Source organism: Pseudoalteromonas piratica (assembly GCF_000788395.1).
In the GTDB taxonomy this organism is placed as follows: domain Bacteria; phylum Pseudomonadota; class Gammaproteobacteria; order Enterobacterales; family Alteromonadaceae; genus Pseudoalteromonas; species Pseudoalteromonas piratica.
In genome coordinates this window covers 276,985-294,418 of the sequence record NZ_CP009889.1, presented here as the reverse complement: position 1 = coordinate 294,418, position 17,434 = coordinate 276,985, and the positions used below count along the sequence as shown (strand labels likewise).

Genomic DNA, 17,434 nt, shown 5'->3' with positions numbered 1-17,434 from the left:
AATTGCAACGCAATTTAGCGTTTTGTCGTTTCAAAATGTGAAAAACATCTTTTTTTCACGGCTTTCATACTAATATCGCAAGTTTGAAGCCAACTATTGCAAAACATAAAAAAAGCGCCTTGCGGCGCTGTGTTGGGGTGAGAAAAATGAATCTTTAACGTGGTTTTAATTAATACGCCACACTTGCTCAGACTGGCTGCTATTAAATTGCCACTCATAGTTTAAAGGGGCCCTACTAGTGTCATAGAACCAAATACTTGCTTTTACCTTTTGCCCTTGGTGCGGCAACGTAAACGACATTTCTAAACCATTATCTGTGAGCGGTGACCTAACAAAGCATGTATCGGCATTCGTTAATGCGGCATCTGCCTCACAAATATTGATAAACGCCCGTTCATTGACTAGATTGGCAGCGACATTTACCGTCACTGTGAAATCTGTTTTAAAATCAAACTGAGTTGGCACATTCAGAGCTGCTACGCCTTGCTCTTGAGTGTCTGCTGGCGGTGTCTCGACAACAGCTGGCGCTTTAGAAACGGGTTGCTCTGAGCCACCTCCACCACCACATGCTGTAATTAAAGATACTGACACTAAACAAATTAACTGTTTCATAACGCTCTCCTAATTCTGAACTGAGTAACCGCTTATCGCGTTGTTAAACCAAGTAGTATTAGTACTGCCTGCACTCTCCGCAAAGCTCTTAAACTCTGGGTACGCTAATAGCATATCGGTGCTTTCGGTTGGGTGATCCCAACTGGTACCTATAATTAACGCCCATGGCAGCCCGTTGAGAGTTTGAAAATTACCATTTGTGCCCGACATATCATCGCCTTGATCAAAATAAGCTGAATTAAACGCCTCGGTAGGTGAATGGTTTTTTAAGTGCACTTCCCAACCTCTTGCATTATTGATATCAACAAAAGGTCCATGATCAAAACCATTCACAGCGAAGATGAAAGGACTTATCTCATCGAATAATGACACACTATCATTAATGCTATTAATTAAAGGTAAGGTGACAGTAAATGGTACTGGTGCTTGATCTAAGCAACCGGGCTCTGTTCTGAAATATTTGCAACCTGCGCGTGCATTCGCAATCACCTTTGTATCATCAAGGGCAACTAAAATGGCTTCACTGCGCCCTGATTCAAGGGCGTTTTTATTTACCTGTTCTCCGTTGATAGTTAAACGTACTAAGGCTTCATTAACGTCATTTCTTCGAATGCTGCCAAAACGCACAGCAAATGCATTGTGATAACTTGCGCCTACAGCCAATAACTCACCTTGCACTTTAAAGCGCACAACTTGGTTACCTACTTGGCTTTTGAAAATGCGGTATTTAACAACTACGTCATTAAAATCATAATCACCTTGTTGTGGCCACAAATCTTCAAACGCAGCTGTTTGCCATGCAGTGGCTGTTTCGGCAACACCACTTGCAACAATAGAGACATTTATATCTTCAACTTCACCACTGTCGACACCACCTATGGCTGAAATCGAAGCGGTGTTAGATACACGAAAACGTGCCCACGTGCTGCCTTCAGATGCATCAATTGGTACCTCTATAAGCATACGATTTTCACCTGCACTCGCTAGAAACTGTGAAATAATTTGCTCATTGTCATCAAATTGGCCATTCCCATTCCAATCGACCCATGCATTGACATAACCTGGTGCCGAAAGCGAAAAAGAGAGTAATGTATCCAGCCCTGTTTCTAGGCTGGTTAGAAAATTCACACCGTCATCATCATCCACTGTTTTAGGTGTGTATTCAGCACTAACACTTGAGCCAAAATACAAACTGCCTTTACCATGACGCGCACCGTTGGCACTTAACGAAGTTGCGTAACTATCTGGTGCATCACCATAATCGAGTGTCGGTGGTTCGCTTTCATCGACAATAGGGGCTGTGGCACAGCGTGCACCATCGTTATTACCCGAACTTGGACCATAAGCAAATAACGTAGTGAGTGAGGGATTATTTACATCTACACGAAAGATATGGCCATCACTATTGCGGCTAATGTATAAAAAGCCTTCAACATCAAAATACACCGCGCCAAACGTACCAGTCACTCCAGTAAAACCTAAATTAGCACTGCTTCCTGTTTCAACATCAATGCTTCTAAGGTTGCCATTCCTATCAACACTGTAAGCAAGGTTTTGATCTGGGTGAAACGCTAAATCAAAAATATTAAGGTTTAAGCTAGAGCCATTCACGATTCGAGTAGCAGCAAGATAGTCATTGCTATCAGGGTCAAGAGAAACCCGATACAAACCGTAGTCGGCACCTTTACGATACGCATAATAGGCATTTTGAAGTACCGATACATCGCCAACATAGAAATCAATATTAGGAAACCCAGATGTCACTAAAGGCTCTAATACATAGTCCTTGCCAATCCGGGCAATATCACGACGGCTATAATCCCATCCATACAAATAACGATCATGCACACTAAAGCCAAAACCATTAACCTTTTTGTTTGTGCCTACATTATCAGCAAAGCGGTTATATGAACCTGAAACCAAGTTAACACCAAAAATGGTGGCGGTCTCACCTTGCACTAAAAACGCTTTTGAAGGACATGTATCGAACGGAGCTGCAGTTGCCCATGAGGACAGAAAGAGTAAACTTAGAATACTGGTACGCATTTTTCACACCTCTTCGTTAAGTCAGTATCATAGGGTGTGCAATTTAAGAACCAGAATTAATGCATTGAATTTAAAGTAAAATTATTTTCAAGAAGTAAAAAGCGTTGCAATTTGCAACGCTTTAATTTAATTGTTCCATCACAAACGCTGCTTTTTGTTGCCAGCTATGTTTTTCCACTAATTGTCGAGAATAAGTGCGCCAATCTAAAAATGGGTTTTTCGAAATCACCATGGCTTGATCAACTCTTGCGATAAACCCAACTTCATCACGAGCAATCAGCACGGTATCTTTGTAACGCTCTACCGCAGGAAAATAGCTTGATACAATTGGTTTACCAGCAGCCAAATACTCTTTTAGCTTCAGTGGATTGCACGCTCTTATTTGGCCATTATCTAAAAAGGGTAAGAGCGAAACTTGCCAATGCTGGGAAAAGCTGGCGAGTTGATGATGCGCCATTTGCGCGATATAAGTCACATTAGGTAAGGCCACTAGCGCACTAATATCGATATCCGCTTTGCCAATTAATACCAAATTATATTGTGGCCGCGCTTTAGCGAGTTTAATCAAGAGTTCAACATCCAACCATTCTGAAAGCGAACCATAAAATCCGATAATATTATCCAATTGATTAAGCTGCTTATTACGCTTTTTCAATTCGCTAAAAAGCGTATAATCAACGCCATGTTCGAGCATTTGCGTTTTATGTTTGGGCATTTTATCGAGCAGTACTTTACTCACAACAAAGATATTGTGAGCTTGATGAATCAAACGACGCTCACTTTCTTGGATCAAATCAGCGTCTACCCCAGCTAAATTAGAAAAGTCGTCACCGCAATAGTAAATTAAACTATCTTGAGGGCGTAATTGAATCATATTAATTGCCGTTGGCACACTGATCCAATAAACAATGGGTTCGGCAGAGGTTAAATCAATCTGCTTTGCAATTTGTTGTTTATTAAAAGCCCTTACCCACTGCCTATCATGCCAAGGAAGAACAAATGGATTCCGTGCATCCACAGGTATTTTATCCATTGAAACCGGCGAAGGTTTTGACAACATCAGTTTTAGCTTACCAAACACCCGTTTAATATCCGTAAGATTAAACTTAGGCTTTCGCATACCAACTGAGTTAAACCACGTGACATCATATTGCTCGGCAATCACTTTAAAAATATGCTGGGTGCTGCTGGGGTGACGTCCCCAGTCCTCAGCGAACACGACAAATCTCATAGTGCCTCCTAGCTAACTTGTTTGATTATTTTTGCAGGGTTCCCTGCTACTAAACTAAAGTCAGGGACATCTTTAGTAACAACGGCATTTGCAGCTACAATGGCACCTTGGCCTATGGTCACACCAGCTAATACAGTGACACCTGTTCCAATCCAAGCACCTTGTTTAATAATAATATCACCCGCCTGTTCAGGGAGATCCGGTTTTCCTTTAGCACGTTCTGCACAATTGAGGGGATGTCCAGGAAAGCCGGCTAAAAACACTTTTCCAGCCAAGCGCACGTCATTATGTAGTTCAATTTTAGTACCCACAGAGAAGGCATTTTGCCAGCCTATGTCCACGTTATTGCCAATAACTAGTTGCGCTTTAGACTGAGGGTTATATCGAGCACAAAACGTTGCGATGCCTGACATCCTGACGTCATTACCAATGCTTATCTCTAATGCGCCCAAAATCTGGGGCATACCGCATTGCAAGGTTAAACGCTTTTTAGTACCTGTTACTTGGCTCTTAAACATGGGCGTAAAGTAGAAAAACTGTAATGCTTTGTGCCACACGTTTTTGATACTGTTATGAGTGACAAACAGAACATTATACAGAACCGGCAGCACAGGCATTTCAATGTGTTTGCATGCATAAAAACTATTACGGCATAGCTTGCCAAAACCCGTATCACTGCTTTTTACCCAATTTTTAACATCAGCTATCATGAGTCACCTCCGCATTAGACTTACTGATCATTTGCAGCATTTGTTCCAATGCAATGCTAAGTGATAAAACAATATAGATAGGCCATGTAAATGCTTGCGTTAAGAAAGTACCAGACACCACAAAGCCTATTAATCCAGCCTTTAAGGCCTGTACATTGACTAACAGATTAGGCTCTGTGCAGTACTTAACTAATGAACCACTGCGTTTTAAAGTGCGATAAATCGTTGCGATTAGCGTTGCAAAAAGCGAAATTCCGACAAAACCAGTCTCACCGAGCACCTGAAACCACGTACTATGCACTGCATGGTTTTTGCCATCCCAATGAGGGCTGTAAAAAAAGTAGTTAACATAAAAATTATTTACCCCAACGCCTGTTAAGGGGTTAGACAGAGCCATATTGATTGCGGCTTGCCACGCATAAATGCGCCCCATTGCAGACTCATCAATACCACTTTCTGCAGCACCACCACTTTGCCTATCACTGATCCCAGCAGCGACAAGCAACACGCCAAGCCCAACAGCAAGAATTGACAGTAACACCACTGGGTTTTTAATCGTACGCGCTAGAAAGTAGGCCACAATTGCCATTACACCTAACAGCCCACCTCGACTTTGGGTCGCAATAATGCCATACACCACTAAGCAAAGGACTAAAAATGCGCCAATGCGGTAGAGCTTAGTACTTTCTTTATTGAACAGTTCTGCGCAAAGAAATGACACTGGAAACAGCAATACCAAAGAAAGATCATTGGGATCGCCTATTTGCGACTGGAGGTGGCGCGAAATAGTCACCCGTGTGCCTTCAACTAGGCCAATACCATTTAATTTATTGGAAACCGCCACAAATGCAATCAGCGCACCGCTAAACATAATACCAAACCTGGCAATACCAAAAGCACGTGGACTATTTACCCACCAACTAATAACAAACACCATAATCAATACTTTACTCAGCGTGGAACTCCAATATTCAATAGCCATACCTCGATTGGTCGCCATCAACACGCATATAGTGAGCCACAGGAAAAAACTGATAAATACTGTGTGAGCAGGATGCCAAAAAGGCGACAACTTTTTACTTAAAACAAGATGCCAAACAATGCCAAATAAAGAAGCTAGAGCGAGTAATTTAGGGATCTTTAACGGCATTAAAACGGGAAATGCCTCATGAATTCTAAAGTAGCTAAACAGAATAAACAGAATGACAAAAATAACGCTATAACGGATTGTGAAAAACAACGCAAAAGGCAGCAATAATAACGCAAACGGTGCTGCTGGACCGGCTATTTGGAATAGTGCAATAACTGTAATACTGACTAACAACCCCATTATTGCCAGTTTAAATGGTGACGTAGAGGCATTGTGTTGTTGACTAAGAGTATGCATGTTTGTCTCCTAGTAGGACTGATTTGTAACTCATTATCAGCTGAGCGCAGCATAACAGTGCCACCAGCAATAACACGGTATTCATCCACACAGTATCTTCACCTAAGTATTTCAATAGCAATAAGCTAAAGGCAGTGATTACTAGTTTTAATTGATAATTCAAAGGCGCGATATGCTGGCTAACCAAATAAAAAGCTACTAACCGTAAAACGTGTGCTGTTAAAAGGCTGGTGAACACACCATTAATGCCCCACTTAGGAATTGCAAACGCCATACTTCCCAGTGCCACCACAGCGCATATACCATTAATAATTGGCACGTAGTATGTTTTTTTATCGAGATAACAGCCCAAATTAAGCAATTCGGAATATGTTTTAATCACCAAGATAATACTGAGAATTGCAATATATTCAGAACTAGCATGATAGCTTTGCGGTAAAAGTAACGAGATAATAGTGGGTGCAAATATCATCATTAGCAGTGCCATTAGTGTGATAATAAAGCAACCCAAAATGGCACCATTTGCAGCGTGTTCTGAGTTATTAAAAAACCGCTTAAAGCGCACTGGATACCACCATAAACGAAACGGCTCAAATGCCAGTGAAAGGGCTAAAACAAACTGCGTTGCAATAAAGTAATAAGCTAACTGAGACTGCCCTAACGAACTGGCAATAAACCAGTTCTCAGCGCCACCTAAGCCATAGAGAAAGAGCGCTGAGAGTGCAATATAAGCACCATATCGAATATGTTTACGCGCTAGAAAAGCGCCCTTTGTAGATAATAAATTCCGATGATAAATCACCAAACTTAACGTGATGCAAAAAGACGTAACGCAGCCGCTGATTAAAACACCTAAAATACCTAACCCCATAACTAAAAGTGTATATGTTAGAGTGGCTTGCGCTATGCCCTGACACAGTGCTACCGCCATATAGTGTTTTGATTGTTGAAGTACGCGGTATCGCGTCAGATAAATCGCTTGAATCGTACTCATTGCCAAATTAAGCATTAAGATTATAAAGTGACTCGGGTCAATCGGTAGCGGAAGTATACTAAGCCAGAACTCAACCCCTACTAGCGCAATCACTACAAATACACCACTGACCAAAAAGATAAACTTAATACAGCGAGCAATAAATGCATCCAATTCTGATGAATCTATTTTGGCTGTAAATTGAAACATCATTTCAGCCATACCAAAACCCAAGAAAATACTTAACATAGCGCCAATACTGACCAGGAAGTTAAGCTCGCCATAACTTTCAGGAGATAAAAACCGCGTAACAATCGGCAACATCAGCAAACTAATGCCTTTTAACACAGCAATTGCCAACGCATAATGAATAACCGGAGCATTAATTTTCATAAGCCACCTGCTCAATTAAATGAGAAAGCTTCAAACCTTGTGCTTGTGCATTAAAATGCGCTTGAACACGACGCCTTGCTGCTACACGCATGTTGCTGCGTTCTTTATCCGACAACTGACAAAAAGACAAAATGGCCTGCTTTAATGCCGAGCTGTCTTTACTTGCTACTGTATAACCGCAGCTTTCATCAACTATTTCAGTGCAGCCCATAATATTTGTAGTGATGGTCGGTAAACCCATTGCCATCGCTTCTTTTAACACCACAGGACCGGTATCTTTATCGCCATTTTCAGCAATACAGAAAGGCGCAATAAACGCATCGTATTGTTTTGATAATTGGATAATCTCAGATGAACTGCGCTGGCCTAAAAAACGAACACAGGTGGATAAACCAAGCTCACTAACCATTCGCTCTAATGCATCACGTTTAGGCCCACTGCCAACAATATCAAAGTGCGGCCTTTGTTTTGATGTAATGTCTGCGAGGGCTTGAAGGGCAAATTCAATGCCCTTTTTATCGACCAGCCGACCGACAAACAGTAGTTTTAGCTGCGGGTTGTTTGGTGCGTCATGATGGGTGAATTTAGTTACATCAACGCCACAATGAATTAAATGGATTGCATGGGTCTTTAGGTTTTTCAGCAGATTGAACATATCTTGGCAAACTGCAATATTGAAATCACAAAAAGCTAATTTAGCATTGAGATCATTGGCGTTAACATATACATCGTGACCGTGCCCAACACTTGAAACACCGATTTCTGCATACTTAGCTGCAACAATACCATAAGCCAAGCTGCTGTGCATAAAATGGCAGTGAATATGAGATATGCCCTGCTGCTTAATTAAAGCATTTATCTGTAAACCAAAATAAAGTAGCGATAAGTTTCGAATCGATTTTTGACTTGATGCCGCTTTATAAGCATTAAAAACGCCTTTCAATCGAACATGTAATAGCCCTTTTAGAGTGGAAAGAACACGTTCTCGTTTAAGCTCAAAAATATCGAAGTCATATTCGTTTGTGTGTTTAAGTAGCTCCATGGTTAACACACTTACTTTATGACCAGCCGCTCTCAGCGCCTCTATTTCAGTGATCACAAACGTTTCGGATGGTACCGGGAACTGCGGGACATAAATAGCAATGTGTTTCATGGTGCTCTCCTAACAAGGTCGATACTTCACTATCGCAAAGTTTATGCCGACAAAAATCATCACCAAATGGGAGAGTTTTTATCGAATTGCAATTGCAAATTTGCAATTTGCAAAGCAATTTTGCTTTTTTGCTGTGATTTACGGCATTTGCTGTCGGCACACTGTTTGCGTAGTTCCTTCACAACCTGGAGGAATTTACTATGTGTAAAGAAGTTTCAATTGTTATGCCCAATTACAACTGTTTGGAGTATTTACCAAAGGCCGTTGATAGTGTGCTACAACAGCAAGATGTGCGCTTTGAATTGATTGTAATCGACGATGGTTCAACGGATGGGTCGCTTGAATGGTTACAGCAAGCAGAGAAAAAGTACAATCAAGTTCGCGTTATTTCACAAGCTAATATGGGCGTTATCGCTGCGCGAAATCGTGCCATTAAAAAAGCTAACGGTAAGTTTATTGCTTTTCTAGATGCAGATGATTACTGGTACCCGAACAAGCTTCGCAAACAGTTAGATTATATGCTCGCAAACCCAAATTGTGGCCTGACTTTTACCAACTACCAACATGTCGACACGCAATATCAAGAAATAATTGATTGCTTTTCATATTGGCCAGAATTTAAAACTCACCGCGATGCAAATAACCCTGATTATAAGCAACTGGAAAATGCACTGGATTTACTATTGATTGCCAACGTGATTGGCACGTCCTGTGTAATGGTTAACAAAGAGATCATTGAACGCGCAGGCGGTTTTGATCCAAGCCTTCGCAGTGCTAGCGATTGGGATTGCTGGCTGCGTATTGCGCTGATCAGTGATATTGGTTTTTGTGAAGACATCACAATGGATTATTTAATGCGCCCGAACTCCATTACAGCAAACAAACAAAACCGCATTGATGCCATGGCAGAAATCACAGAGCGCATTTGCACACTGGGTAATGTTGAAGCGACCACACGTCGTAAAGCGAATGCGCGCTTGCTTGAATCCTATGGAGAAATGCACCGTGAGAATGATGATTTAACCACTGCAATTTCATTTTCATTTAAAGCATTTAAAGAGTATCCCCATAAGCGTCATCTAAAACATTTGTGCTCTGATTTGAAACGACTTGCCATTATGCGGGTAAATGCATTATGCCAAGTTTAGTTAAGTAGTTTATTATTAATAAAAAAGGAGTTAGAAATGGTCCATATTTTACTGGTTGACGACGAACCAGAAGTTACTAACGCAATCGCACGATTATTGCGAAAAGACTATACCATTACTAAATGCAGTGAGCCTGAAAATGCACTTGAACTTGTAAAACTACATAACATTGATTTAGTGCTCTCTGATATTCGAATGCCAGTTATTGATGGGGTAGAGCTGTTGTCGCAAGTAAAAGCGTTCGATGACACTATCGGTCGTGTTTTACTGTCTGGTTATTCGGATATGGAACTCTGCCAACGGGCAATTAGTGATGAAATTGCAGCAATAATTCTAACCAAGCCTTGGGATAATTTTGAGCTAAAAAACGTACTCAAGTTGGTGCTGAATATGCGCAACCTGCAAAAAGAAAATACTGAACTTAAGCAAAAACTTAATCAGTTAAACCTTGCATCACAGTGAGCAATTAGCTGCTCACTGTGCGTTTTTTATTGCGGGCGCTCGATACCAAACGCACGTGTGATGCCCGAATACTCTCCACCACCTAATCGTGCAAGTGGGTTGACCTTGTCAGCGTCAACTTTAATCCGTTTTTTGGCATCTAAAGTCACGACATCATCGCCAATGAATAGGGTTTTAATCTCGACAAATACCAATGTTTGCGGCACGTCACCCATTTCTTTAATTTCATATAGTTCACAACCATATGCAATGTTACAACCTGCAACACGTGGCATTGAAAAGCCATCAAAATCACACAGCTTTATATCATTAATCGCCACTTCTGATTCACCGTGAGCAAGTGTCGCAGCAGTTTGGGTTACTAAGTTAGCATCATCTACTGACGCAATATGAATCACACATTGACGCGTCTCAATAATATTTTTTACGGTATCTTTGATGTCGCCAGAAGGCTTTTTGCCAACCGAAAACATCATCAATGGCGGGTTACTTGAAACCGCCGTAAAATAAGAAAATGGTGCTAAATTATAATTGCCCTCACCAGAGTCGGTCATTACCCAAGCAATTGGGCGAGGAATAATTGTTTGCGTCATTAAATGGTAAATTTGCGTCGGAGAAAAGTCAGAAAAATTAAGATTCATAGCACGCTTCTGGCAATAAATTAGTTAAAGCAAATGGTGCCACAAATTAAGTACTTTCAAAAGCACTTGCGTCAGTGGCTATTAAACGCCCTTAACGTATCTGAAATCTTTTGTATCAATTAACTGGTTGTACCATTTTACTTCATTGATTATTTAGACAATAATGATCAGGTTTGTACCTAAAACACATAGATAATGTATTTTAGAGTGTATGATTTAACAATCTCATCAAAGGAATAAAAATGAGAGTTAAAAATTTAGTACTTGTTTCACTATCGTTATTATCCGCTTCTGTTAGCGCTGCAAATGACGTATATGGAACAGTGAGTGAACTAGTGATGCGCTCAGGCGATAATGGTGATACATCGTTATACCTTCGTTTAGATGTAATGAGTGAAAATTCAACATTTGAAAGCTGTGTTATCGATGGCAAGACCCTGACGTGGCATCTTGATTTGTCGTCACCTGTTGCAAACTATCAATATGATATCGTGAAAACATCCTATGCCGAGAAGCTACCAGTGAGAATTATCGGCCATGATAGCGTATGCGAAAATGGAAACACCGATTCAGATAAGATTTTTGAGCTAAGTCCGTGGTCTTGGCAGACTCAATCTGACGTCACAGAATAAATTTGATCTGAATGCTAAAAGCCAAACATTTGTTTGGCTTTTTTTGTTTTGTTACTAAACAATTAGATAATTTATGCTTAACTTAAGTTATAGACGTTTTTTGAGCATGCTAAGTGAATACAGAGCATTACAAAAGCATCACTGTTGATGAGATTTTTAGCGTCATTCCCGATCTCATTTTTGTCCTTGATGCCAATAATATCATTAAAGAATATCGCGCTGGCAATACAAGCGATCTCTACCTACCCCCCAATCAGTTTCTAGGGCAATCCATGTGCAGTGTGTTACCCAAAGAAACGGCAAAACTGATAAAAAGTGCGTTAGACGCAGCTAAGCATAAAGAAGGTATCACCAGCGTAGAATACCTTTTACCCGTTAATGAGTGTGAAAAATGGTTTGAGGCACGGGCATGTCGCAGCACACACGAACGCTTTATTTTATTAGTCCGTGATATTACCGAGCGTAAAAATAAAGAAATTGAGATTCGCTTTCAGGCTAATCATGATCACCTAACAGGACTTTATAACCGTACGTTTGCTTTTGACTTTTTGAATCAAAAGCTAAAAGAGTGTGACAGGCTTAACACCACGCTCAGTATTCTTTTTATTGATATTGATAACTTTAAGAAAATTAACGACAAATACGGGCACTCTGCGGGAGATTCTATTCTAAAAGCGGTCGCTTCTTCAATCAAAAACTCCGTGCGTGGGCAAGATGCTGTGTGTCGAATTGGCGGAGATGAGTTTGTCATTATTATGCATGACCAAATTACCAATTCTAAATTGGCACAGATTGCTAACAATATAAATCAATCTTTGGCTGAGTTGCCCATTGCAGCTGAACAACAAAACAATGTCTCTGTCAGTATCGGTATCTCTCAAAGCGACAAGGGTATTTGCAGCGCCTCTGAATTACTAAGACAAGCAGATGTAGCTATGTTTCATACCAAGCATTGTGGTAAACACGGGTTTTCTCTTTACGAGCCAACCATGGAGAAAGAGTAAAAAAACCAAGTCGAAACTTGGTTTTTACAATGCAATCGATAACACACTAATGGGTTTTCTTTACACCGTAACGCACCATATCCTTACCATTTTCATATACTTCATCTGACACCCAGCGCCCAAGCAGTAATTGATGTTTATCATCTAATACTGCAACAAATGGACGACCATTACTGTTATTAGTTGCCAGTGCAACACCTTCAACATTTTTAAGACCCAAACCACCATTTTCAACTAATAGTAAAAACGCCTCGAGTTCGTCGAGTGTGTTAATCATGTCGTTATCTTTAATCATATTTTTAGCTCTCAATCATGAATGTGCGAAGGGTAGCAGGTTTGCTCAAAAGGATAAATTAAAGCGCTAAAATTTTACGTGTAAGCAAAGTACACAAACACATACCAACAGCTTATTTATATGTTTCACTGATCAATACCCGCTGTTAACGCGTAACAACTATCTTTCTAAATTGATATCAAAACACATGACCGAATCTGAACAATCTCGAATTATCGAAATGGCATGGGAAGATAGAACCCCTTTTGAAGCCATTGAAACTCTGTATGGCCTATCTGAAAAAAACGTAATTCGTTTAATGAGGCAGACGTTAAAACCAGCAAGCTTTCGACTATGGCGAGCGCGCGTAACTGGTCGAAACACTAAGCATTTGAAACTGCGAAATCCAGATATCTCAAGAGGTTATTGTAAAACACAGTACAAGCACCGTTAGCTTATAACGCTTTAATCATATAGCGACAATTTTCTAAGGGGATTTCAGTGGGGTAATTTGCAATTTCAAACCCAGCTTTTTGATAGGCCGTTATTGCAGGTAAATTATCTGACAAAACAAACAGCGAAGCACTGTTTAACTTAAACTGGGCTATACCCTTTTGGATTAAACTATAAATTAAACGCTCTGCGATACCTTTACCACGAAGTTCTGGATTCACTACCAAGCGCGCAAGGTGAATGCGCTCAAGGCGATTGTAAAATTGCCCAAAAGCAGCAAACTTACCTTGTTCGCAAAACAAGCAAAATGAAGGTAGCTTCTCTGTGTTTAAATCTTGAAAGAAAGTGTCTTCTGTAAAAGGGTAACGAAACCCAGGACCTGACCACTTAACAAGACTGGCTTCATCTGGAAACCAGCTTGTAAGTTGTTCAATATGGTCTTTTGTAAACGGTACTAACATGATTAATTTTTGACATCATTATTTGCTTTACAATGTTTATCAATAAATGCCTGATGACTCAAACAATTATTCGCTGCCATCGTAATTTGCGCTTTCATTTTCGCCAAACTTTCAGCAATCGCGCTTGAATTAAAGTGATCTAAACGTACATCGTAACGAGATGGGCTAACATTAAAGCCATAAAACATTGAAAGCCAGCTGGCTTGTTGAAATGATTCATTGTCGTACATTACCACATGACCACGATTTTTATACATGGCAATTTTATGTTCTAGTGTTTTTGGAATGGGCATTTCTTGGCAATAGCGCCAAAAAGCGGTGTCGGTGCGTTGTGTTAGTTTGTAGTGCACTAATAAAAAGTCAACAATGCGGTCTAACTCATCATTATGCAGGCGATTTACCTCGTCAATATCTGCTTGATTAAACGACATATCAGGAAAGAAAGTCATCAGTTTAGCAAGCGCGGTTTGAATTAACGAAATCCCTAAAGACTCCAACGGCTCTAGAAAGCCAGCAGCTAAACCAAGGGCAAAACAGTTTTTATGCCAGCTCACTTTGCGCCTGCCAAGTGGAAACTTAAAGGTTTTTACATCCGTAATTGTGCGCCCTTTTACACTATTTAGCAGGCTTTGTTTCGCCTCTTCATCAGATGTAAATTTGCTTGAATAAATATAGCCATTACCCATACGGTGCTGCAGCGGAATACACCATTGCCAACCGGCTTCTTTGGCAATTGCGCGGGTATAAGGCGTGGGTTCACCCACCAACTCCGTTTGCACAGCGACAGCGCTGTCACAAGGTAGCAAATGACTCAAATCATCAAGGCCAATACCCATCGCCCCTTCAATTAATACACCTTTAAAACCTGAGCAATCAATAAATAAATCACCCTCAATGTGTTTACCATTATCAAGGGTGAGCGCTTGGATAAAGCCATTTTCAGCATTGAGTTTAACCTCACTGACATTCGCTAAAATATGGTCCACACCGCGTTTTACTGAAAACTCTGTTAAAAACTTGGCGTATAACACAGCATCAATATGATAAGCATAGGAATATTGCGCCAGCGGATTGTTTTGATTGGGGTTTGGCTGTGCAAATCCACCTTTTTTGGCAAGCTGAATTGGGAAACTGTAATCTTCAATATCCAGCTGTTTGCCTTCTGCATTTAGCTTGTTGATATACTGATGAAAATCCAAATTTTCGATGGGTGCGCCATAAGCTGCAAAAGGGTGAAAAAAACGCTCGCCTTTTTGCGACCACTCTTCAAACTCAATCCCAAGTTTAAAGGTCGCTTGTGTGGCTTTAATTAATTCAGCATCGTTAATGCCTAAATTACGGTTAAAATCGACAAAATTTGGAATGGTTGCTTCGCCCACCCCTACCGTATTGATATCTGGTGACTCTATTAGCGTCAGCGTCATATCCTTATCTTGAACATAACGCGATAAACTCGCCGCCGCCATCCATCCTGTCGTGCCACCACCTACAATAACGATTCTTTTAATTGGATCCGCCACGTTCATTCCCCATTATTATTTTTATTCGATACTATAAAGATTTAAGCCCTATTACTAGGGCTAGTATATGCTGGAAAGATTAGACTAAGGTCTTATCTAGTAGCCTTACGCGTGCATTAAGCCCGGCTGTAAATCGGGATCGGTTTCCAACAGTTCAAGAAATGCGTCAACAACGTACACGTCATATTTAATATTACGGTTCGCCTTTAATTCAGCCACTGCGGCCTCTCTTCCTGGTGAATAGCGATAAGGCCTGTCAGATGCCATGGCATCAAATGTATCTGCTACCGCGATTATTCGTGCCTCAAGGGAAATATCTTCACCTTTCAACCCATTTGGATAACCAGAACCATCCAACCTTTCATGATGTTGTTCAATCATTTCTGTTAAATGAAAAGGCAAATCGATATCGCGGAAAATATCCGCGCCCATTTTAGGGTGTAATTTTATCAATTCCATTTCCGCAGGCATTAGCTTGCGTGCTTTATTTAAAATTTCAGATGGCACCACTATTTTTCCAATATCATGCACCAAGCCACCAATTGTCACCGCTTCAATAATACGTTCAGGGAGTTCCATTGTACGTGCTATTTTCGATGCAATTATCGAAACATTACGTTGATGCTCGCTGGTGTATTCGTCTCGTAGTTCAAATGCATTAGAAAGCGCGCTAAGCATTTTTAACAGCACTTCCTGCTTGGGCATAGATTCATAGCGTGCTAGTAACTGACTTTCTATTTGCTCAGTAGATGCGATTTTTTCTTCAACCAGATGCCAATTGCGATTTATCTTCTCGTTAATTTCTTCAACAAAGCTCTGCTCATATGGCAAATCACTGTTCCCAATACCTAACACGGCAATTACTTGAGCCTTTTTTAAAATAGGAAAGCTAACATGTGAGATGACCGGGAAGTGCCCTGCTGGTAAGCCGTTTTTTTGTGATTCGTCGATATCTTGATAGTTATTATGAATAACAGGTTTTAATTGCCTGATACTGTCAGCCCAAATACCGGCTTCTGATAATTTATAATGATTGGCGTGCACAGTTGAGCACATTTCAAAGACTTTTTGTGACCACACAGTAAGTGCAATTTCATCCTGATTAACCAGATGTAAATAACCAATTTGACTGCCTGATAACTGAAGTATTGTTTCTAAAAAGCTTTGGTAAACATCACGGGACGAAAGATAGCGTCGACGAGAAAACAAGGTTAGTGGGCATGCTTCTTCCATAAACCACTCCGTGCCAAATAAATAAAAATCACTTTCATATTAACTATAGCAATTTTCTAAAAGAGGGCCAGACTAACTTGCCCTCTTAGGGTCATGATTAACGCTTTTTAAATAATAACGTCATACGGTTCGATTCACCCACCGCTTGAAACTTCTCTTTATCATCTTTAGCGTTTAAAGAAGGAGGTAAAGCCCATACACCTGCTTCTACGTTTTCAATGATAATGCGATCTTTTGCATTGTTGTGAAAATACGCTTCGGCTTCTAAATCAAAACCTGCCGCTTTGGCAACAGCAACCACATGCGATTTAGGTAAATACCCCTTTTTCGCAGTCGCCACAGGATCAAACCCTGCTGGTGCTTGGTGCTGTACAACACCTAATTTACCGCCTTTTTTAAGCATTTGGTTAAATTGACTAAACGCTGCAGCAAGTTGATTGCCATTTTGTAGGCCGTGTAACCCTCTGAATGTTAATACAACATCCGCATCTTTGGTTTTACTATCAACCGCTGCATTCGGGTCAAAGTCTGCAATGACCACATTGCCATACACCTTTTTATTATCGTTCAACTTCTTCTCAAAGTTTTCACGTGAGCGCTTACGGTATTTAGAGCTTGTTGTAGTTGGGTAATGAGCAGCAACAAGCTGACCTTGATCGGCAAGCATTGGCGCAAGTACTTCAGTATACCAACCGCCGCCTGGCATTATTTCAACAACTTTATCAGTGGGTTTTACGCCAAAGAAGGCCAACGTTTGATAAGGTTTACGAAACTCGTCTCGCGCTTGGTTTGCTTCACTTCGATGACTGTTGTCGATACCTGCTGACGCATTTGCCGCTGTAGAAAAAGAAAGCATACTTGCTGCAATAATTGACAGTGGAAGTAATGTGTTTTTGTAGTTCATTTTAAATTACTCAGTTTATGGACAATGCTTCTGTTATACAGATTTTTAAAAAAAATCGCTCACTTTTGAGAAATATAATTCTACTTATTAATCATTTAACGTCATTTGGGTAGAAATAAAATAAACTCAATACCCAGATTTACATGCGGATAATCGCGTCATTGTTGCTAAAACTGCTACCTTTGATATATTGCATA

General features: G+C 40.5%; 18 protein-coding genes. 5 read left to right on the top strand and 13 right to left on the bottom strand.

From position 1 onward, the window contains the following. Nucleotides 1-165 precede the first annotated feature (165 nt). From OM33_RS16085 to OM33_RS16055, 7 genes are all read right to left on the bottom strand, one after another. Nucleotides 166-612 (bottom strand): hypothetical protein, encoded by a 447-nt coding sequence (locus tag OM33_RS16085; RefSeq protein ID WP_040135053.1) that lies wholly within the window; start codon nt 610-612, stop codon nt 166-168. 9 nt (nt 613-621) lie between these two features. Beyond that, nucleotides 622-2,658, bottom strand: a complete 2,037-nt coding sequence (locus tag OM33_RS16080; protein ID WP_040135052.1) for an LruC domain-containing protein — start codon at nt 2,656-2,658, stop codon at nt 622-624. Between the two features lie 121 nt (nt 2,659-2,779). Next, nucleotides 2,780-3,889: a glycosyltransferase gene (locus OM33_RS16075; protein WP_040135050.1), complete on the bottom strand. Its 1,110-nt coding sequence runs from the start codon at nt 3,887-3,889 to the stop codon at nt 2,780-2,782. A gap of 8 nt (nt 3,890-3,897) precedes the next feature. Then, entirely contained in the window at nt 3,898-4,599 is a 702-nt protein-coding gene (locus tag OM33_RS16070) for an acyltransferase (RefSeq protein WP_040135048.1), read from the bottom strand. Further along, the gene (locus OM33_RS16065; RefSeq protein ID WP_040135046.1) at nt 4,589-5,986 is read right to left on the bottom strand and encodes an oligosaccharide repeat unit polymerase; all 1,398 of its coding nucleotides are present in this window, start codon (nt 5,984-5,986) and stop codon (nt 4,589-4,591) included. Before OM33_RS16065 ends, OM33_RS16070 begins: the two co-directional genes overlap by 11 nt. Beyond that, nucleotides 5,973-7,352 (bottom strand): lipopolysaccharide biosynthesis protein, encoded by a 1,380-nt coding sequence (locus OM33_RS16060; protein WP_040135045.1) that lies wholly within the window; start codon nt 7,350-7,352, stop codon nt 5,973-5,975. Before OM33_RS16060 ends, OM33_RS16065 begins: the two co-directional genes overlap by 14 nt. Then, nucleotides 7,342-8,505 carry a glycosyltransferase gene (locus OM33_RS16055; protein WP_040135043.1) on the bottom strand — a complete coding sequence of 388 codons (1,164 nt, stop codon included), beginning with the start codon at nt 8,503-8,505 and terminating at the stop codon, nt 7,342-7,344. Before OM33_RS16055 ends, OM33_RS16060 begins: the two co-directional genes overlap by 11 nt. Before the next feature lie 200 nt (nt 8,506-8,705). Between OM33_RS16055 and OM33_RS16050 the strand changes: the two genes are divergently transcribed. After that, the gene (locus OM33_RS16050) at nt 8,706-9,653 is read left to right on the top strand and encodes a glycosyltransferase family 2 protein (RefSeq protein ID WP_040135041.1); all 948 of its coding nucleotides are present in this window, start codon (nt 8,706-8,708) and stop codon (nt 9,651-9,653) included. Nucleotides 9,654-9,689: 36 nt separating this feature from the next. Then, nucleotides 9,690-10,115, top strand: a complete 426-nt coding sequence (locus OM33_RS16045) for a response regulator (protein WP_040135039.1) — start codon at nt 9,690-9,692, stop codon at nt 10,113-10,115. A gap of 26 nt (nt 10,116-10,141) precedes the next feature. On the opposite strand, the gene OM33_RS16040 is transcribed toward OM33_RS16045, so the two are convergent. Then, on the bottom strand, nt 10,142-10,756 hold the full coding sequence (locus tag OM33_RS16040) for a flavin reductase family protein (RefSeq protein ID WP_040135037.1): 615 nt from the start codon (nt 10,754-10,756) through the stop codon (nt 10,142-10,144). 242 nt (nt 10,757-10,998) lie between these two features. Between OM33_RS16040 and OM33_RS16035 the strand changes: the two genes are divergently transcribed. Further along, nucleotides 10,999-11,388: a hypothetical protein gene (locus OM33_RS16035; protein ID WP_040135035.1), complete on the top strand. Its 390-nt coding sequence runs from the start codon at nt 10,999-11,001 to the stop codon at nt 11,386-11,388. Nucleotides 11,389-11,501: 113 nt separating this feature from the next. After that, on the top strand, nt 11,502-12,392 hold the full coding sequence (locus tag OM33_RS16030; RefSeq protein ID WP_040135033.1) for a diguanylate cyclase: 891 nt from the start codon (nt 11,502-11,504) through the stop codon (nt 12,390-12,392). A 46-nt stretch (nt 12,393-12,438) separates the two neighbouring features. Here the strand turns inward: OM33_RS16030 and OM33_RS16025 are convergent, their stop codons facing one another. Continuing rightward, on the bottom strand, nt 12,439-12,687 hold the full coding sequence (locus OM33_RS16025) for a hypothetical protein (protein ID WP_040135031.1): 249 nt from the start codon (nt 12,685-12,687) through the stop codon (nt 12,439-12,441). Between the two features lie 187 nt (nt 12,688-12,874). Here OM33_RS16025 and OM33_RS16020 point away from each other — a divergent pair, with 187 nt between their 5' ends. Continuing rightward, nucleotides 12,875-13,120 carry a TIGR03643 family protein gene (locus tag OM33_RS16020; RefSeq protein ID WP_040135030.1) on the top strand — a complete coding sequence of 82 codons (246 nt, stop codon included), beginning with the start codon at nt 12,875-12,877 and terminating at the stop codon, nt 13,118-13,120. Between the two features lies 1 nt (nt 13,121). Here the strand turns inward: OM33_RS16020 and OM33_RS16015 are convergent, their stop codons facing one another. The 4 genes from OM33_RS16015 to OM33_RS16000 form a co-directional block, all read right to left on the bottom strand. Next, nucleotides 13,122-13,580: a GNAT family N-acetyltransferase gene (locus OM33_RS16015; protein WP_040135028.1), complete on the bottom strand. Its 459-nt coding sequence runs from the start codon at nt 13,578-13,580 to the stop codon at nt 13,122-13,124. Nucleotides 13,581-13,582: 2 nt separating this feature from the next. Further along, nucleotides 13,583-15,100, bottom strand: coding sequence for a tryptophan halogenase family protein (locus OM33_RS16010; RefSeq protein ID WP_081991169.1), 1,518 nt, complete (start codon nt 15,098-15,100; stop codon nt 13,583-13,585). Nucleotides 15,101-15,205: 105 nt separating this feature from the next. Then, entirely contained in the window at nt 15,206-16,333 is a 1,128-nt protein-coding gene (locus OM33_RS16005; RefSeq protein WP_052141095.1) for an HD domain-containing phosphohydrolase, read from the bottom strand. A gap of 97 nt (nt 16,334-16,430) precedes the next feature. Beyond that, nucleotides 16,431-17,237: a class I SAM-dependent methyltransferase gene (locus OM33_RS16000; protein ID WP_040135024.1), complete on the bottom strand. Its 807-nt coding sequence runs from the start codon at nt 17,235-17,237 to the stop codon at nt 16,431-16,433. Between the last annotated feature and the right edge of the window lie 197 nt (nt 17,238-17,434).